Source organism: Thalassococcus lentus (assembly GCF_028023555.1).
GTDB lineage: Bacteria > Pseudomonadota > Alphaproteobacteria > Rhodobacterales > Rhodobacteraceae > Thalassococcus_A > Thalassococcus_A lentus.
On record NZ_JAQIOY010000004.1, the window covers coordinates 83,511 to 102,880 of the forward strand.

Consider the following 19,370-nt stretch of genomic DNA (forward strand, 5'->3'; position numbering starts at 1 on the left):
TTGATGGCCAAGCGGTACGCATATCTTCCTCCCGGTGGAGGCCCGAACTACGAGTGGTCCGCAGACCATACCTACGTAAAGGTCTCTGCCGCGGATACGGGCGGTCAGTACACGTTGATGGAAGACAACCTGAAGGCCAACTTTGCACTTGGCCTTCATCTGCATCGGTATCATGCCGAGACTTTTTATATCCTCGAAGGGCGTGTCGATTTCTTCATCGATGGTGATTGGATGACCGCAGAGCCGGGGACATGCATTCATATCCCGCCCGGCGTCGAACACGCCTGCTGTCTGGCAAAGGGCTGTGAGGGTGGGCGCATGCTGATGATTTATCAACCATCCGGGTTTGATGGCTACCTCAATGAGCTCAGCGCGATGTCGGAAGCCGACTTTGAAGACACGGCAAAGATGGAAGCCCTGAACGCCAAATATGACATCGTGAACATCGGGCCATTGCCCGAGCGTGATCGGGAAGAAAGCTGAGCCATGTCAAAACGCAAGAACATCCTTTTCATTATGTGCGATCAGCTGCGCCATGATTACCTGTCTTGCGCAGGCCATAAGACGTTGCATACGCCCAATATTGATGCGCTTGCCGCGCGGGGTGTTCGGTTTTCCAACACATACGTTCAATCACCCATCTGCGGCCCCAGCCGGATGAGCACCTATACAGGGCGCTACATGTCTGTGCATGGGTCTTCGCAGAACTTTGTGCCGTTGCGCGTGGGTCAGAAAAACATCGGCGATCACCTCAAGCCTCTGGGGATGCGCCCGGTTTTGGTGGGCAAAACCCATATGGTTGCCGATCAGGAGGGCATGAAACGGTTGGGCATTGATCCTGCCAGCGAGATTGGTGTGCACCACTCGCAAACAGGCTTTGAGCCCTATGAGCGTGATGACGGAATTCACCCCGATCTGGTTCTGAAGCCGGGGGTTGCGTACAACGAATACCTCAAGGAACGCGGCTACGATGATCACGAAAACCCGTGGCATTGGGCGGCAAACTCTGTCGCCGGGGAAACAGAGCCGCGATCCGGTTTTTTCAACGATGTCGCAAGCCAGCCCGCACGCGTAACGGACGAAGAGTCTGAGACGCCTTACATGACCCGCCGCGCCATGCAGTTCCTGGAGGAAGATGACGGCGAAACACCGTGGTTGCTGCACCTGAGCTATATCAAACCACATTGGCCATTCATCGCACCTGCGCCCTACAACGATATGTATGGCCCGGAAGATGTGCAGCCTGTGCATCGTTCAGAGGCTGAGCTGAAGGATACCAACCCGCTGGCAAAGCTCTATCAGGACAGGATTTCCGGGCAGACGTTTTCCGATGACGACAAACGTGCCGCGACGGTGCCTGCCTATATGGGCCTGATCAAACAGATCGATGACCAATTGGGGATCCTGTTCGATTTTATGCACAAGCGTGGCCTGATGGAGGACACGATGATCGTGTTCACATCGGATCACGGCGAATATTTCGGCGACCATTGGATGGGCGACAAGGACTTTTTCCATGATCCGGCCGTCAAAATCCCGCTGATTATCGCTGATCCGGATCCCGCATGTGATGCCACCCGCGGGACCGTGAATGATATGTTTGTCGAATCCATCGACCTGTTGCCGACCTTTGTCGAATACGCCGGGGGCGAGGTGCAGCGGCATATTCTGGATGGCCGATCGCTCATGCCGCTGCTTGAAGGCAAGCAAATCGCTTGGCGTGACTATGTCATCAGCGAATATGACTACTTCATTCAGCCGTTCAGCCCACAAACTGGACGCGCGCCGCTGGACTGCCGCAGCTATATGATCGCCAACGCGGATTGGAAGTACATCCACATACCCGGCTACCCGCCGATGTTGTTCGATCTGACCAACGATCCCGACGAATTCCACGATCTGGGCCGGGCGCCCGACTATGACGACGCGCGCAAAACCATGCAGCTCGCCCTTGCTGACTGGGCGCTGCAATACCGTCAGCGCGAGACGATCTCAGAAGAGCGTGCGGGCGAGATGGTCGGGCTGGAGGACAAGTTTGGCGTGCTGATCGGATATTGGAACGAGGACGACGTGAAACCGCCTGCTTCTGCGCCTGATTACGCGCGGGGGGCGACAAAAAAATAACGTCTCGAAAAGAGACCTTTGATCAACTGGGAGGAAATCATGATCAAGAGAATTATCGCCGCCGGACTTGCGTTTGGCCTGCTTTCAGGGGCTGCCTCTGCGCAGGTCATCCTGAGTGCCGAAACCGGACCTCCGGGAACTGTCCCTTTCACGGCCACGACAACTTTGGCCGAGATCGCAGCCGGGGCCGGTGTCGCAGATATGCAGGTTGCTGACAGCCAGACGCTTACCAACTCTTTGCAAAACGTTGCAGAGGGCAAAACGGACGTGTCGGCCGCTCCACTGATCCTCACCTTCCTGATGTCTCGGGGCGCTGGTCCCTACGCAAAACTCGGAAAGGAAAAGGGCGCTGAGCTGGCAAGCAAAGTACAGGCGCTTCACACCTTTAACTATGGCGGTTTTGGCCTTTACGCTTACGACAGCGCCAGCGTCAAAGGATGGGAAGACGTAGCCGGCAAAACCATCCTGAATGGTCCGCCACGCGGCGGGGCGCTGACCCACGGTCGCGGCATTCTCAAGCTGGTGAGCGGTGTCGAAGACGGCAAGGATTACAAGGGTGTCCAGCTCAACTGGGGCCAGATGCCCAAGACCATCACAGATGGTTCGGTCGATGCGATGATGCTTCCGGTGACGTTCCCGGATGCCCGCATCACGCGGTCTTTGTCGGCGGGCAACATCACGCTTTGGTCGGTCCCGAAGGAGATCTGGGAAGGCGAAGCCATGCAGAAATATACCAAAGCCCCTGGTACGGGTTCTATGACTTTCCCACTGTCTGACCTGGCGCCCATCGAAGGTCTGACGATCGTCAGCGAGGATGGCATGTGGCGCAGCCCAACGACCCTGGGTGCGGAAGTCGTGAACGCCAGCATGGACTTTGAGACTGCCAAGGCACTGACAAAGGCGATGCTGGAAAACGTCGACACCTTCCTGACCAAGGCGCCCTATATGGGAACCACTCAGGTCGGTTCAGTGGGTGTTGGTCTGTGCGGTCCTATCCCGCTCAAGTACCATCCCGGCGCGATCGCGGCCTACGAAGAAGCTGGCATTACAGTGCCAGACTGCGCCAAGCCCTAATCGTCTATTGCGAGCAGTGAAGGCAGGCGGGGGCGCGGCAAATGTCGCGACCCCGAACAGATCATGAGCACGGGGACAAAAATGTCAGGGCCTGAGACCGTTGAAAAACCAAAAAAAGGCCGGGCGCAATTTCTGGTTTTTTGGCTATCTGTCGCGTTCGTCATTGTCGGAATGATCAATGCGATGCCGGGTATTCCGGGGCTCGATGCATGGGCCATTCGGATTACCGGCAATGACGGTTTCGTCATTCGCAAGTTTCCCTTCGAATACTACTATCCTTTGGCATTTGCCGTGATGATGCTCATCGTCGCGCTGCATCATTCGATGTGGCGCGCGTGGGTCGATAAATCCAAACTCCGCCGCGGCTTTGGTCTGGCAATGGATCTTGCGTTGGTGCTCATGGCGCTGACCATATCACTCACCTATCTGATCGAGATCGAGTCCGTCTGTATGATCGATCAGATAACCGGTGATCGCGCCCGTTTGATTGCCGAGAGTCTTCTGATCGAGAAAGAAAATGCCGTGTTGTTTGGTTTGCCAGAGCCAACCACGGTTGATGATCCACAGTGTCTGAGCACCACAGGCCCTTGGTTGGTGCTGATCATCGGTTTGGCGATTGTCGTGTTCCTTGCCTACAACGTCAAAGTCTGGGGTCTGCCGCTGGTGCTGGTCGCGATCCTGGTTGCGGCCTACACGATTGGCACTGTTCTGGTTTGGTATTTTTATGGTGTCGAAGACATCAACAAATACCTGGTGACCAAGATCGGCGGTGAGCCACGGATGCTTTCGGATGGCAGACCGCGCGTGCACGATATTCTGGTGAACAATGCCTCGGGTCTGTTGGGGCGGTTCATGGACATCATCCTGAACGAAATCTTCCCCTATCTTATTCTTGGTGCGCTGTTTGGTGCCTCTGCCGGCGGGCGCTCTTTGATCAAGGTGGCCTTCCGCTGGACCCGTAACTTGGCCGGTGGTCCGGCGCATGCAGCGATTGTCTCATCCGCGATGTTCGGGACGATTTCGGGCGGGCCCGTTGTCAATGTGCTTTCGACGGGTGTGCTGACCATCCCGATGATGATCAAACGCGGGTTCTCTAAGAACTTCGCTGGCGGGATGGAGGCGGCGGCCTCTTCGGGCGGGTCGATCATGCCGCCGGTCATGGGGGTTGCTGCATTCATTTTGGCCGCTCTCACGGGAGTGCCTTACAATCAGGTGATCATTGCCGCAGCAATTCCGGCCGTGGCCTATTTCGTTTGTTTGTTCCTGTCGGTGGTCTTTCAGGCGCGCAAACAGAAAATCCGCGCGATTGGCGAGTTGACCGATGACATGCAGATGGACCGTCAGGATATCCTGAACCTGGTCATGATTTTTGCGCCGATCCTGATCATTCTGGTTCTGCTTTTGACCAGCAAGGGGGGCGTCGGCTGCGGTCTTCTTGGTGGCATCCTTGGGGCAGAGCGCAGCTTTGTTGACGGGGTATGTCAGGTCGAGAGCCTGTCTTGGTTCCTGCAACTCGTTCAGAATGCCGCTGGTGACGCCGGCAGCGCTGGATGGTGGGCGGTGATCGTGCTGTGCTTCTTGCTGTTTCTAGACCCGGACATGCGGGCGAAACCGTTCAAGCTGCTGGAGTCTTTTGCAAGTGCAGGCACTTTGATCGCAACGCTGTATCTGATGTTTCTTGCTGTTTCGATCATCGACTTCTGCCTGAAATTCACTGGCATGCCGTTCTTTATCTCGCTCGATGTTCTTCAATGGCTGCAAAGTCTGGATCTGGGTGCGGACGGATCCGCCATGTTCCAGCTTGTAGCGCTGTTTGTGACCATGCTGCTGGCGGTACTTCTTGGTATGGGGATGCCTGCGGTGCCGGCCTACATCAACGTGGCTTTGTTGATGGGGCCGGTGCTGGCCGGCCTTGGGATATCCGTGTTCTCGGCCAATATGTTCATCTTCTACTTTGCTGTTGCCTCAGCCATCACACCGCCTGTCGCGCTGGCTGCCTTTGCCGCCTCGACGATCACCAAAGGTGAGCCCATGGCGACCGGCTTCGCGGCTGTGCGGGTCGGTATCGTAATGTTTGTGATCCCATTCGTGTTCGCGCTCTATCCAGAGATCTTGTTGATCGAAGCGGCCGTGATTGATCCAAGCACAAGCGATGGGGCAGAGATCCAGTATCTGCCTGGCTACACTGATCAGCTGGATTGGGGTGCCCTGACACTGGTGCTGTTGCGTCTTTTCCTTGCGCTCTTCCTGCTCGCCAGTGCGCTGGCCCGCTTTGACCGCGCTGCATTGGCGTCCTGGGATGTTATCCTGCGCTTGGTGTTGGCGGTTTCGCTCATGACAAAAGACCCTGTGATCTACTCATCTGCTGCTGTCGCGGCTTGTCTCTGGCTTGGACTGCATTTCATCAAGAATCGCCAGATCCACGCGGACGAGCCTGTCCGGACATAGGGCATCACCCAAAAAACACTCAACAACGGAGCACCTCACGTGGCTAAAATTGGCGAAGACCTCATTGGCAAAAGTGCACTGCCCGCATTTTTCAAAGTGGAAAATGCAGATGAGGTGGGCATATCCGCGCCCGAGAACCGCAAAGGCGATGCCCTGCGCACATGGGTGCGCTCTTTCAGCGGTTTTCAGAAAGAGGCGCTGGTGCGATCGGCCAAAACCGGTGACACTTGGCGCTTTGTCAGTGACGAGGGGCCGTATTTGAATGGCCATGATGCCGCGTGCTGCCCATTGGCGTTCCTGTCCTGCGGCATGGTTGCCAGCTTCATGAATGAGATCATGGCTCTTGCAGAGCAAAAGGGCATTGAGATCCGCAAGCTGAAGCTGACGCAGGACAACTTCTATACCATGAAAGGCTCGATGCCGAGGCGGACCATGGTTGGTGGGGCCGAAAACATCGAATTGCAGGTCGAAATCGACTGCGATCTGGATGATGGGGCTCTCAATGAATTTCTGATCAATGCGACCTTTGCATCGCCGTTGAACGGATTGATGCGCGGACAGATCGAAAGCCTGTTCAAACTGGCGAAGAATGGCAACGAGCTTCCGACGGCCAAAGCTTTGGAACTAAGTGGTTCGATCTTGCCGGACCCCGGTGATCATTTCGCCAAAGCCACGCCGGGCGAGAGCGTTTCAGATCTGATGAGCAAAGTCGGTCCTACGCCCAAGAAAGAGGTCGCCAAGGGGACCGCATCCGGCAGTTCGTCATTGTCGGACGAACAGGACAGGCGGCTGAACATCGGGGCTGTCGCTGAATTGCGCGCAGATGGGATCAAACAGATCCAACAAATGCAGTATTCGCCCTACGGTACCTCGTTCATGTTGCTGAGTTCAGAGGATGGTCGCGCGCCCGACGCGAACACCTTGATCAGCGCCGGGATCGGGTTCTGTTTCATGACGCAGTTTGGTCGTTTCGTGTCGATGCTCAAGCTCGACCTGCCAGACTACCGCATCGTGCAGGACACTCATTTCAGTCTCGGTGGTGCCAGTGGCGGCACCGGCAAAGCGGGCGAGGCCGACCCGATCGAAACGCATGTTTATTTGCAGACATCCGAAAGCGATGAGACGGCGCAAGAGATGCTCGATATCTCGGAGAAGACCTGCTTTTTGCATGCCTTCTGTAAAACTGACCTGAAGACAAAGCTGAAAGTGAAAAGGGTCTGAGGTAAGCGGGATACTTCGGACCAAAAGAAAAGCAGTGATTGGGCTCCCCGGTATCTTGGTAGCAACAGGGTGCCGGGCCGTCCGGCAAGGCTTATCGGATCAGAAACAGATCGATGACAACGCGCTCTTTATCGCGTTTGCCCGTTCCGAGAAATAGCGATTTGTTGACCCATGCATACCGGCTGTCACCGGTTTCCAGTCGTGCATGGGTGCGCATATAGTAGCTGTCGGCCGGCACGTCTTCGCCGCGTGCAAGCGCCGCTATGACCTCTTCGGGGCCATGGCGGTAGCCAAAGTTGATGATCTCGATCAGTGCGCCATCGTCGGTTTCAAAGGCATAGCGCGTATCGAGTTGCGCGAGGCCATCGTCGAAGACCGTCTGCCAATCCGCACCGAGATTGACGATTTTGCCCGAGAGGCGGGGGCCGGAAACTGTGCCGCCGATGATCGGGATGATCCGCCGTTGTCCCGCCCGTCCCGGCCCCATCTCACGGATTGGGGCAAGTTGCACTTTCAGTTGGCAGATGAATTCAAGCTCGGGCGGGATCATGATCAGTCCTTTTCGAGAGAAAATAGTGAGAGCATACGAGCGCCGCGGCGAGGCCGATGCCGACCCACATAACCGGCGTGGTTTTCCATAGGACCAGCAAGGCCGCCAGCAGGCGTAGCGCCATTTCCAATCGGCTGATCGGCCCACGGTCGAACCGCGCGAGCGCCGAGGCCAGAAGGTACAGCACGAGAACCAGTCGCAGCAAAAGTGCGGCCAGCGATGGCCAATCAACACCGGAACCATAGCCTTCGATCAGGACCCGCTGGCCGTTGTCGTCCAGCACCGTGACAGCCTCTTCGATAAGCAAGAGTTCGGGATACCAAGCAAAGATGAAGGGGATCGTGAACATGACGATGCCCACCCGGACCGCTTCAAAACCAGTGCGCATCGGTTCGGTCTTGGCGATCGAGGCAGCAGCAAAGGCGGCAATGGCCACCGGTGGGGTGATGGCGCTGGCGACGGCGAAATAGAAGACGAACATATGGGCCGTGAAGAAGCTGACCCCGAGATTGGCGAGCAACGGCCCAAGGAGAAGCGCTACATTCACATAGGCCGGAACCGTAGGCATGCCCATGCCGAGAATGATTGCGCAGAACATCGCTGAGATCAGCGCCACCATGAGATAGACACCGCCGGTGATGTGGACATCGATGCCGAAGATGCGAATGACTTCGGCGCTTTCGAGCCATGACGTGACGGCACGGGTCAGTTCGCCGGTCAAACCACTTTCATTTAGAAAGGCTGAAATGATCGACACAGCGAAAAGCAGCAGGAACAGGTTTGAAAGCAGGATCCCGCCCTCGGCAAACGACTTCAGGATCTTGGAGGGCTTCGCGCGGGTTTCGGGGTCGAGAAACAACAGTGGCAGCAACACCGCCACCGCCCACCAACCGGCGGAAACCGCGTCACCGGTGGCGTTGGTGATGATCTGCTCCACCCAGCCCGGCAGAACCCATGACAAAACACCGGTCGAAACTGCATCCTTGCTGCCAAGCAGAAGGAACAGGATCACGAGGATCGGAACGAAAATCATCACGACATTGAGCCAGTCCTGACGTTCCATCTGTAAATCGTCTGGTACCTCACCCATGGCGGCGACCTTTTCACGCCGGGCCTGGAACATGACCGTCAGAAAGATCGAAAAGAAGAACGCCATCGCGGGCAGGAAGGCTGCGACAACCACCTTGGTGTATGGCACTGCCGTGAGCGCCACGAGGACAAAGGCGGCCACGCCCATCACCGGCGGCATGATCTGACCACCGGATGATGCGGCTGCCTCGACCCCTCCGGCAAAGCGCGCGGAAAACCCGTTGCGCATCATCATCGGAATGGTGAGCCGTCCAGTGGAGAGCACGTTGGTCACAGGCCCGCCGGTGATCGTGCCAAAGAGTGCCGATGATACGATAGCAGCATGGGCCGGGCCGCCCCGCAAGCGCCGTGTGAGCCGCACGGCAAGCTTGATCAATGATGTGCCACCGGCCGAGGTGCCAAAGAGCGAACCGAGGATCACATAGGGAAAAACCTGATTGACGACGATGTTCATGAACCGGCCCATGAAACCGTCGGGGGTGATGAAGACATTGGTGGCCTTCTGCACGGCTGCGGCCATCACGTCGCCGTTGTCGGCCCCGAGCTTGGTCAGCAGGAAATTGTTGTCCGACATGCTGAACATCCAGATCAGCGCTGTCGCGACAGTGTAGGCCACGACGATTGTCGCAACGATCACCAAAGGCGCCCCCCAAAGGCGGACATTGTAGAGGAAGAACAGCCCGATGATGGTAAACAGCAGTGGTATAATCCAGATGCCGAACCGCGCCTGACAGGCCGGCACTTCGGCATCGAAGGACATGCCGGGGATCACACCTTCGGCACGTTCGGCGGCCTCTTGGATCAGGCGGGCCCGTTCACCGCTGATTTGGTCGAACAGGCAAACGGCATCATTTTCAACAAGGTACCCCAGCGCACCCAACATGGCCGCTGTGATCAGACCAATATCGAGCAACAGCCCAAGCCATGCTGGGCGGTATTTGCGGGGTGTGGTCTTCCAGTCTTGATAGGCGCTGCCGTGAAAGGCGACGATCACCATCATCAAAAGGAACATCGGCGGAAAGAAAAATTCCGGCGCGAAGTTGGATACCCGGAAAAAGGGCCGTCCGGTGACAGAGCGTGCGAGTTCTTGAATGCCCGGAATTTCGGGCATTGTGTTGATCATTCCAAAAAAGACCAGCACCAGCGCCAATGCCAAGGCAATCGTTTGATTTATCGGTCGGCGAAAGGACGTTTGATCAGTCATGAACAACTCGCGCTCAAAAGGAGCGGGCCCGGCCCCGTTTTTGGGGGGCGGGCCCGTGTTGAGGTTTCAAAGTGCGGTTACGGACGCAGGCAATCTGCGACTGTGTGACCAGCCTCTTCAAAGGCACGGATTGCGCCAGGGTGCATCTTGACCTTGACCGCACCACAGGCGCCCTGGCTCACACCATCGAGGTCGCCAAAGCTCAGCCGGGTGTAGGGACCACGCGGCGAGCCGGTCAGGAAACGCTCTTCGCCGGCGAGATAAGCTTTGGTGATCTGATAGGCGAGCTCTTCGTCAAGTGAGGCCGGTACGATCTGACCAAAGGCGGTGGCAAAGCTGTCAAAGCTGTCATCGTCGGTCACCACAGTGATGCCATTGCCCGCATAGGCGGCGCGGAATTCCTCAATAGGCACCGAATAAGGCGCGTGGCCCGGCGCTTTGAGGATTTGCTGGCCCAGCTTGCTGGCGAGCAGATCGGACGGGACGTCAAAGATCGTGATGTCACCGGCTGCCGCAATGGCGATTTCGCGGCCCGAAGGCAGGCCTTCAGGAATGGTCCAGGCGTCGACGCCGCCCCCGGTGATGGTTCCAACCGTGTCGGGCCATGCGGTCTGGATGCCTTCATAGCCTTCCCCGTCTTTCAAACCGGACAAAAGCTGGATCATCGCGCGACCCGAAGTCAGCGCCGCCCCGCGCGGCGGACCGTTCCAGATGCGCAGGCCTTTGAGGTCGCGGATGTCTTCGACAGGGTTCGAATTGTAATACCCGAACATTTGTGCCGACCCGGCGTTGAAGAAAAGCACCCGGATATTGGCAGCCATTTCCGCGCCTTTTTCCGGCCCGATGCCGCTATAGGGGCCGATGCCCTTGGACATCAAAAACGGCAGGATGAGCGGGGCAGGGGCCATATCAAGTCGGCCCTCGGCAACAGCCTGAACCGAGTTTGTGAGCGTTGCGCCTTCGGTGATTTGCATTGTCGCGACGCCGGCGCTGTCGAGCACGGCCGCCAGCGTCGTGTCGATATAATGCGGCGTGGAGCCGGGTGTGGTGGTCTCGGCGGTGAGCGTCGCCTGAGCGGCGGCAGCAATCGGTGCAAGCGCACAAACTGCCCCCAGAATGGTCGATCTAAACATAGTTTCCTCCCTGTTTTTCACGCCGCCCTTTACGGCATGCGCGCCCCTGTTCCGGGGTCCTGTCTAAAGCGTGGCAAAGATTATGTGACTTGTCACGTAGTTTCTATTCGGTGATAATCAGCAATACAGGAGGCTCCCAATGGCGAAGTATGATGGCGACAAGGTTGAAAAGGTTCGCCAGCGGCGTCTGCATGAGGAGCAGAACCTGTTCTCTCGCCTGCCTGCGACCTATGCGGCCTCGCGCAAGCAGGGCCAGCAGATCCTGCAACGCGCCGCAGGACTTTCAGTCGTTGAATGGCGTACACTGTGGGACCTTTCCGAAGCCGGAACGCTGACAATACGTGAGCTTGCCGAAATCCAGCGCGCCGATCATTCTCTTCTGTCACGGGCGCTTCCGGCTATGCAGAAAAAGGGCCTCGTGAGCATGCAGCGTGACGCTGGCGACGGTCGCCAGACCATTGTTGCACTCACCGACGCGGGCCGCGCAGCATACAAGCGTGCCGCGCCGTCGATGAAGCGCCGCCGTGACGCGCTTCGCGAGCAGTTCACACCCGAGGAGCTTACCACTTTCGTTGACTACCTTGACCGGTTGGAGGCCTTTCTGCGTCAACCCATCGACGACATTCTGTACGAAAAGGAGAGGGTGAATTGACCCAGCGCCCCAACGTATTGTGGATCATGGCCGACCAGCTTCGGTATGACTATCTCAGCTGCTACGGCCACCCACATCTGCACACGCCACATCTTGATGCGCTTGCCGCGCGCGGCGTGCGGTTTGACAATGCCTATGTTCAGTCGCCGGTTTGTGGACCTTCGCGCATGTCAGCCTATACCGGCCGCTACGTGCGCAGTCATGGCTCGACCTGGAACTCCATGCCATTGCGTGTGGGCGAGCCGACCTTGGGCGATCACTTACGCGAGGTCGGGGCGCGTGCCGTGCTGGTTGGTAAAACTCATATGGCTGCCGACCTTGAGGGTATGGCCTGGCTCGGCATCGACCCTGAAAGCTTTATCGGTGTGCGGGTTTCCGAATGCGGTTTTGAACCGTTCGAACGTGATGATGGCCTGCATCCCGACAGTCACCGGCAAAAGTGGTCGGCCTATGACGACTATCTTGAGGCCCATGGCTATAGCTCTGACAACCCTTGGGAAGACTTTGCCAATTCCGGTCTTGGTGACGACGGTGAACTGATGTCGGCCTGGCTTCTCAAGAACTCGCGCCTTCCTGCCAATGTGCCAGAAGAGCATTCCGAGACCGCCTATATGACCAAGCGCGCGATGGACTTCATGCGAGAGGCTTCGTCTGATCCCAATGGCGGGCCGTGGGTCTGTCATCTGTCCTACATCAAGCCACACTGGCCCTATATCGTGCCTGCGCCCTATCACGACATGTATGACGCGCGCCACGTCATCGCCCCGGTGCGCAGCGAAGACGAGCAGCAGACCGATCACCCCCTGATCCGGGCCTATCTGGACTCGCGCGTTTGCAAGAGTTTCGCCCGCGACCATGTCCGTGAACATGTGATCCCGGCCTATATGGGCCTTATCAAGCAACTCGACGACAATCTGGGACGGCTGTTTGCCTGGATGGAGGAAACGGGTCTGGCTGATAACACGATCATCGCCTTCACGTCAGATCACGGTGATTACATGGGCGACCACTGGATGGGTGACAAGGACTTCTACCATCAGCAGGCGGTGAAAGTTCCGCTGATCATCTACGATCCCCGCCCCGAGGCCGACAGCACCCGAGGCACCGTGTCGGATGCTTTGGTCGAGCAGATCGACCTTACGCCCACCTTCATGCAGGCGATCGGGTGTCCCCCGAAACCCTGGGTAATCGAGGGGCGCGATTTGACCCCGATCCTTCATGGAAAAGACGGGTTTTCTCGCAACTACGTAATCAGCGAACACGACTACCATTGGTCGGAAATGGCACGCGCGTTAAACCAGCCACAAGAAGATGCGCATACTGTGATGATCTTTGACGGGCGTTGGAAATACATCCGTTGCGAGGGGTTCCGTCCGGTGTTGTTTGATCTCGAAAGCGACCCCGGAGAACTGATTGATCTCGGTGCCTCGGATACGCCTGAACATGAAGCGGTGCGCGCACGCATGTCCGACGCACTCCTCAGTTGGTCGCGCCAACATCACACCCGCATCACGGCAACCCCCGAGATGCTTGCCCGCCAGACCAAGTCCGCGGAGACGGGCGTCCTCATCGGTTTCTGGGATGAAGCGGAATATGAGGCCGCGACCGGCAAGCGATTTGATAGCCTCACGCCAGTGGGGCGCCCGGATCGTTAGGTGCTTAAAGCGGATTTTTCGACATCTTTGCGTATCCGCCCGGTTCCGCTTCTAACAGAGGCTGGAGCCTCGCAATACGCGTGACGGCGACCAGCCTGTCATCGCCGCCATTGTGAGCCGATTGGGCGCGATGCCTCGGCGATACATGCCCATCAAGGCAACGCACGCGATGGATTGGATGTCGAAACCAGTGATGCCAACTGGTGATCCGCAGTCCTTATGCGTTACGCCATCCGACTTGATCGCGGGCTTTCGTCCATTTGCCCGATCAGGTGATCGGACAGCGTTTCGAAAAGCCGGGCTTTGGTTTCGCGATACGCTTCGTCCGCCCAAAGGTTCCGGGTCTGGCGCGGATCTTTCTTAAGGTCATACAGCTCGCCCCAATCCTGATCCTTGTAGACACTGAATTGCCAATCCTGCGTCACGACTGAGCGCACGCGGGCGGGTTTGTCAAAGCCCATGCGGGTCAGCCCATCATTGTATTCGATCAGCAGGCTGTCGCGGTGGTGGTTGGCGCCATGGACACAAGCGAGAAAACTTTGCCCCTGCATGCCAAAATACGGGTCCAGTTCGGCGCGTTCCAAAATGGTTGCGGAGATGTCGATGGTCGAGGCGAGGGCGGGCGTCGCGTGTTCCGTGCGATCCATGGGATCTGACCAGATCATTGGCACTCGGTTGATAGACCGCGTGGCCCAGGCCCCTTTAAGCAACATGTTAAAGTCGCCCATGTAGTCGCCATGATCCGCGTTGAAGATGATCACCGTATTCTCGAATTGCCCCGCGTCCTTCAGCGATTGAATGATGTCGCCCACGGCATCGTCGATCATCGTGATCATGCCAGCGGTCAGCGCCATCGCCTCGCGTACTTCACGATCCGGCGCCATGAAAGCCGTCTGAGGGGTCTTTTGGCCACCACCGTTTTCAAAGACTTGACGGGCCTCCTGCAGAGGCGGCGGCGGGTTTTCGTGGTCCTCAAACCGGGAGGGTAATTCAAAGTCATCGGGATCATACATGTCCCAATATTTCCCGGGTGGGTTGAAGGGGTGATGGGGGTCGCTGAATGACACAAAGGCAAAAAACGGCTGATCCTTGTCCGCTGTATTTGCCAGATATTCTCGGGCACTTTCCTTGATGTAGGCGGTTGGATAGCTGTCCTCGGGGATCGGTGTGCGATAGGCCTGCGGGCAGGTGTAGCTATGCGGCAATTGATTGGCGGGATCGCACAGATCTTTCCAATCCGAGTGTTTGTTCCTGAACCATTGGCGGTAGTGACCACCGGCCCGGTCGCCGTGACCTGTCACCATGTCGACGTGATCAAACCCGTAGTATGGAGTTGGGAATTCATAGCGATCCCCTTCAACATACCTCTCGGGCTCTTCGCGATCATAGGATCCGGCTTCCGGCTTCCACGCCTCGGCAATCGGCCCATTCAGACCCGGATCAGGATGTTGTGCCAGCATGTCTGTAAAGGGCTGCAGGTGGCTTTTGCCTATGGTCGCCGTCGCGTAGCCATCCGCTTTGAGAACATCCACAAAGGTGTTTGCACGCTCGGGCAAAGTGCAACCGTTATATCGCAGTCCATGCACGGACGGCATTCGCCCGGTCATGAAGCTCGCCCTATTGGGCATGCAAACAGGCGTTGCTACGTGGAATTCATCAAACCGTGTTCCCTGCGCGGCAAGCGCGTCAATGTTTGGGGTTTTGACTACCGGATGCCCATAGCAGCCAAGCCAGTCCGCCCTTTGCTGGTCGACCATGATGTATAGAAAGTTTGGTTTTCTGGTCATGAAGTTCGTCCTGAAGTGCTTTGGGCTGGCTACCCTCCGACAAGAGCCTGCGGAAGGAATGTCGCTATCTGTGGAAAGATGATCAACAGCCCGATCATTGCCGCCATAGCGAACCAAAATGGCCAGATGCCGCGGAAGATTGTGCTCATTGGAACGTCTTGGGCGATGGATTTCACGATAAAGACATTGATGCCGACTGGCGGACTGATCATGCCCATTTCGAGCACGATCACCACGATGATTCCGAACCAGATCAGATCCCAATCCAGTGCAATGGCAATTGGGATAACGACAGGGATGGTCAGAACAAGCATCGCAATGGCTTCGAGAAACATACCCAAAAACATGTAGATCAGGACGATGATCAGCAGGATCCCGATTTCGCCGATAGGCAGCGAGGTCAGGATTGTAACCAGTTGTGCCGGCAACTCGGTCAGCGACATGAAGGGAATAAACACAAACGCGCCGATGATGATCAAAAAGACCGTCGCTGTTGCGTTCATGGTTTCCAGGATCACCTGTTTACCAGCTTGCCAGTTGAGAGAACGGCGCCACGCGGCGACAACAAACGTCAGGAATGCCCCAACCGCTGATGCCTCTACCGGTGTGAAAAAGCCGGTGTACATGCCGCCAATGGTGGCCAGAACAACGCCCACAATTGGCAGGGCACGCCAAAGTGATGCAAGTCTTTCAGACCGGTCAAACCGCTCGCCCTGCGGTCCGGCGTCTGGGTTGCGCAGGACGACAAAATAGATAGCCCCGATAAAGAGCAAGGTCAGGATGATCCCCGGAAATACCCCGGCCATAAACAGTCGTCCGATGGATTGTTCTGTGAGCACCGCATAGATGATCATACCGCCAGAGGGCGGGATCAAGAATCCAAGCGTTCCGCCTGCAGCCACTGATCCGGTGGCAAGGCTGTCGGCGTATTTGTATTTCTTCATCTCAGGCAAGGCGACGCGGCCCATCGTGACCGCTGAGGCAAGCGATGACCCTGACAGCGCGGCAAACCCGGCACAGGCCGCAATTGTGGCTGATGCCAGACCGCCCCGTAGATGCCCCATCCACCTGTAGGCTGCCGAAAACAGATCGTTCGACATGCCGGAAACGCCCGCAAGATTGCCCATCAGGACGAACATCGGGATCACCAACAGGTTATAGTTCGAGGCTGCTTCGAAGGTTTCGCCGGCGAGGTTTGAATAGGCGATCTTCAGCCCGCGTGCCCAGGCCTGATCCTCGGCCATTCCCACGGCCATCAATTTGGTTGCGTTGGCGACAATCGTGCCAAAAAATCCAACGACCAGCATCGACAGGGCGACGGGCATGCGCAGCGCCAAAAGTGCAAAAAGCGTCAGCAGTCCAAGAATGCCGAGAACGGTTAAACTGATCATGAGATATCGTCCCCAATGCGCAACCGGATCACCTCGCCCGAACGCAAAATCTGCCAAATGTCCAAAACAATAACCAAGGCATAGAAAGCTATGGAGATGGACAGCAAATAGTAGAAAGGCCCGAACGAGATGAGCAATTGCTGTGTGGTCTCGCCGAATTTGCTGGCCGTCCCCCCTGCATGCCAAAGACACCACGCCATAACGCCCAGCAATGCTGCCCCGACCAGCTTGACCACAACCATCGACCATTTGGCGAACTGGGCCGACATGCGGGATTCCAACACCTCAATTTCGATGTGCGCGCCGGTGCGTGCACCTAGGGGAATTGAAAGACCGACGATGACCACCAGTGTCAGGATGAGGTAGTCCTCGGCTCCGAGGATCGGCGCGTTCAGCGCCTTGCGCATGATCAAGACATTCCAAACGGAAAGGCATGTCATAAAGATCAAAGTGGCCCCGCCACAGATCACCGCGATCCAAGTGAGCACGCGGTCAAGCAACGCAATAAGGGGTGGCAGGGGTTTGCCGTGGTCGGTCATCGCGAAGCCTCCGATAGTGGTTTCATCGCGCAAGCTATCCATTTCGATGGAACTGACGCCTGCGGGTTGTAGAAGTGCGTTGCCCCGGACCCTTGCTCGCGGCACAGGTCCGGGGCAGGGGTCTTATTGGTTCAGCGCTTCGTAGATTTCTTGCGCGTTATCGATGCCGCGTTCTGCGTACTCGGCATAGATTTGTTGCATGCCCTCTGCTGCCGCGGCTTCCATCTTGGCCCGCTCTTCTGCAGAAACTTCGATCCACTCGACGTTCAGCTCACCCGAAGCGATTTTTTCGTCTTTCCATTCCAACGCAATTTCATCAGCGTGATGGAAAGACCTTGCCAGCTCCAGCGAGAACGGAAGGCCAGAGATTTCATCCAAAATGGCGCGGTGCTCGTCACTCAGACCCATGTAGCGTTCTTTGTTCATGACAAAGTAGACAGGGTTAAATGTCGGAGGGACATTCACGATCGCGTAGTTGGCCACCTCATCGAGGTTCCACGGCGGCATGATGTTGTTGATCGTCGAAATCGCCGCATCAATGGTTCCCGTGCTGAGCGCTGTATAATGCTCGGTCGCGTCCAGAGCCACGGAAACCGCGCCCAGCCCCTGGATCACGGGGGTGGTCATGGACGAAAACGGGACGATCTTTGCCCCTCGCATACCTTCCATAGTCGAGACGTTTTTGGTGGAAATGATCATGCCACCGGCCGGGTTGCCAATGGCAAGAACGACGACGTCGCTCCATTCGTCGGCCATGTATTGATCAAAGACCGCCCACATCCGTTCCGTTGAATCGAGCGCATCAACCGCTTTCCCGGGCGGCACAGCGAGCATTGTTTTGGGAAACAGCGTTGGTGTGACCGAGGCGATGCCAAAAGTAATATCGGCCACGCCTTCAACGGCACGTTTGTATTGTTGTGCTGGGCCGGCACCCAATTGGCCGGCGGGATAAAGTTTCATCGTCAGCGATCCGCCGGACCGCGTTTCGATTTCGTTGCTGAACCACGCCAGCGCGCCAGTGACCGTTTCATGGTTCGGCGGTACGAAAGTCGCGACGCTCAGCTCTTCTGCGGTTGCTGCCGTGGTGTTGAGCCCGACCGCACAAGCGAAGCCGATAGCCATGCTAAATGTTTTGAAATTCATCACTATTTGCTCCTCCTGAGGAAAAAGGCGCTCAAAGCAGCCGCTTCGAGCGCCCGTGCCGAATGCTTATTGATTCAGGGCGTTGTAAATCGCGCGGGCATCAGCGATGCCTTGGCTTTCGTAATCGGCAAAGATGACGTCAAGGCCCGCCGCAACGGCGTCATCCATCTTTGCGCGTTCTTCGTCCGAGACGACGACCCATTCGTAGGATTTCCCGGTTTCTGCCGCGATCATCGCCTTCGACCGTTCGTCGGCACCGTCAAAGGATTTGGCCAGTTCCAACGACATCGGCAAGCCCGCCAATTCATCGATGATTGCACGGTGCTCATCGGAAAGGCCCATGTAACGTTCCTTGTTCATCACGGCAAAGGTGACAGCAAAGCTCGTCGGGACATTTTCAACGATATGGGTCGAGACGTCCCAGAAATTCCACGGCGGGGTGATGTTGTTGTATGACGATGTCGTTGCATCAATCGTCCCGGTGGAAAGCCCGGTATACATCTCTGTCACGGGCATCTGGACCGGAACTGCGCCCATGGCTTCGATGATCGGCGTGGTCATGGCGGCGTATGGCACGACCTTTGCACCTTTCAGACCTTCCATGGTCGAGACATCCCGTGTCGCTGCCAAAAGGTTGCCCGCGACAGTGCCAATGGCCAGAACCTTTACGTCGCCGTATTCGTCGGCCAGATGCTCTTCGAAGATATTCCAGATCGCTCGGGTGGATTGATCGGCGTTTTCAGAGGCGCCGGGCAGGATTGCCAGCATGGTTTTTGGAAACAACGCGGGCGTATAAGCCGAAACGCCAAAGGTGATGTCTGCCACACCCTCAACGGCACGCTTGTATTGCTGGACGGGTCCTGCGCCAAGCTGGCCTGCCGGGTAAAGCTTCATCGTCAACGTGCCGCCAGAACGCTCTTCGATTTGCTCACCAAACCACGCAAACATCCCTGTATTGGTGTGATGCTGGGGTGGCACGAAGGTGGCAACGCTCAGCTCTTCAGCCGCAGCAGCTTGGCCGAATAGCCCCACTGCAATGGAAAGGGCAGCGGGAAGGCTGAACATCTTGAAATTCATCATTGGGGGATCCTCCAAATCCAGTTAGCGGCGCGATTTGGGATCCCAAGCTGTAGCCGGGAAACCGATATTAGACTGTTTTGCGCCTTTATGAGGTCAATCTAGGGGCATTTGGGATCCTGATTCAAGTAATTTGTGTGCAAGATGGGTGTTGTGGGGGCTTTTTCGCTTCATTTGGGATCCCGAGTGCCCCAAATCGCAGCGCGTGTGTCCAGAAGGTTCGTCATTCTGTGCCGTTGGCTCGCCTTTTGCGAATCGTCCAAAGTGATGTCGCGTGGCGTGG

The 19,370-nt window shown here is 56.9% G+C and carries 15 protein-coding genes; 7 read left to right on the forward strand and 8 right to left on the reverse strand.

Annotation, left to right across the window (positions count from 1 at the left end; all coding sequences use genetic code 11):
- Positions 1–3 precede the first annotated feature (3 nt).
- From PFY00_RS13080 to PFY00_RS13100, 5 genes are all read left to right on the forward strand, one after another.
- A complete protein-coding gene (locus PFY00_RS13080) occupies positions 4–483 on the forward strand; it encodes a cupin domain-containing protein (RefSeq protein WP_271433018.1) in 480 nt (159 codons plus the stop codon).
- A 3-nt stretch (positions 484–486) separates the two neighbouring features.
- Complete coding sequence (locus tag PFY00_RS13085; protein ID WP_271433019.1) at positions 487–2,124, forward strand: sulfatase-like hydrolase/transferase; 1,638 nt, start codon at positions 487–489, stop codon at positions 2,122–2,124.
- 39 nt (positions 2,125–2,163) lie between these two features.
- Entirely contained in the window at positions 2,164–3,198 is a 1,035-nt protein-coding gene (locus PFY00_RS13090) for a TAXI family TRAP transporter solute-binding subunit (protein WP_271433020.1), read from the forward strand.
- A gap of 171 nt (positions 3,199–3,369) precedes the next feature.
- Positions 3,370–5,646 carry a TRAP transporter large permease subunit gene (locus PFY00_RS13095; RefSeq protein ID WP_271433021.1) on the forward strand — a complete coding sequence of 759 codons (2,277 nt, stop codon included), beginning with the start codon at positions 3,370–3,372 and terminating at the stop codon, positions 5,644–5,646.
- 39 nt (positions 5,647–5,685) lie between these two features.
- Complete coding sequence (locus tag PFY00_RS13100) at positions 5,686–6,867, forward strand: OsmC family protein (protein ID WP_271433022.1); 1,182 nt, start codon at positions 5,686–5,688, stop codon at positions 6,865–6,867.
- Between the two features lie 91 nt (positions 6,868–6,958).
- On the opposite strand, the gene PFY00_RS13105 is transcribed toward PFY00_RS13100, so the two are convergent.
- From PFY00_RS13105 to PFY00_RS13115, 3 genes are all read right to left on the reverse strand, one after another.
- Positions 6,959–7,417, reverse strand: a complete 459-nt coding sequence (locus PFY00_RS13105) for a DUF3237 domain-containing protein (RefSeq protein WP_271433023.1) — start codon at positions 7,415–7,417, stop codon at positions 6,959–6,961.
- On the reverse strand, positions 7,398–9,710 hold the full coding sequence (locus PFY00_RS13110) for a TRAP transporter permease (protein WP_271433024.1): 2,313 nt from the start codon (positions 9,708–9,710) through the stop codon (positions 7,398–7,400). The genes PFY00_RS13105 and PFY00_RS13110 overlap by 20 nt, the downstream gene beginning before the upstream one ends.
- Positions 9,711–9,787: 77 nt before the next feature.
- Complete coding sequence (locus tag PFY00_RS13115; RefSeq protein WP_271433025.1) at positions 9,788–10,843, reverse strand: TAXI family TRAP transporter solute-binding subunit; 1,056 nt, start codon at positions 10,841–10,843, stop codon at positions 9,788–9,790.
- A 139-nt stretch (positions 10,844–10,982) separates the two neighbouring features.
- On the opposite strand from PFY00_RS13115, the gene PFY00_RS13120 reads away from it, so the two are divergent.
- Positions 10,983–11,495, forward strand: coding sequence for a MarR family winged helix-turn-helix transcriptional regulator (locus PFY00_RS13120; RefSeq protein WP_271433026.1), 513 nt, complete (start codon positions 10,983–10,985; stop codon positions 11,493–11,495).
- Positions 11,492–13,150, forward strand: coding sequence for a sulfatase-like hydrolase/transferase (locus tag PFY00_RS13125; protein ID WP_271433027.1), 1,659 nt, complete (start codon positions 11,492–11,494; stop codon positions 13,148–13,150). Before PFY00_RS13120 ends, PFY00_RS13125 begins: the two co-directional genes overlap by 4 nt.
- Positions 13,151–13,374: 224 nt before the next feature.
- On the opposite strand, the gene PFY00_RS13130 is transcribed toward PFY00_RS13125, so the two are convergent.
- The 5 genes from PFY00_RS13130 to PFY00_RS13150 all read right to left on the reverse strand — a co-directional run bounded on the left by PFY00_RS13130 (position 13,375) and on the right by PFY00_RS13150 (position 19,090).
- Complete coding sequence (locus tag PFY00_RS13130) at positions 13,375–14,937, reverse strand: sulfatase family protein (RefSeq protein ID WP_271433028.1); 1,563 nt, start codon at positions 14,935–14,937, stop codon at positions 13,375–13,377.
- 29 nt (positions 14,938–14,966) lie between these two features.
- Positions 14,967–16,328 (reverse strand): TRAP transporter large permease, encoded by a 1,362-nt coding sequence (locus PFY00_RS13135; protein ID WP_271433029.1) that lies wholly within the window; start codon positions 16,326–16,328, stop codon positions 14,967–14,969.
- On the reverse strand, positions 16,325–16,909 hold the full coding sequence (locus tag PFY00_RS13140) for a TRAP transporter small permease (protein ID WP_271433030.1): 585 nt from the start codon (positions 16,907–16,909) through the stop codon (positions 16,325–16,327). Before PFY00_RS13140 ends, PFY00_RS13135 begins: the two co-directional genes overlap by 4 nt.
- 81 nt (positions 16,910–16,990) lie before the next feature.
- Positions 16,991–17,989 carry a TRAP transporter substrate-binding protein gene (locus PFY00_RS13145; protein ID WP_271433031.1) on the reverse strand — a complete coding sequence of 333 codons (999 nt, stop codon included), beginning with the start codon at positions 17,987–17,989 and terminating at the stop codon, positions 16,991–16,993.
- An 87-nt stretch (positions 17,990–18,076) separates the two neighbouring features.
- A complete protein-coding gene (locus PFY00_RS13150) occupies positions 18,077–19,090 on the reverse strand; it encodes a TRAP transporter substrate-binding protein (RefSeq protein ID WP_271433032.1) in 1,014 nt (337 codons plus the stop codon).
- Between the last annotated feature and the right edge of the window lie 280 nt (positions 19,091–19,370).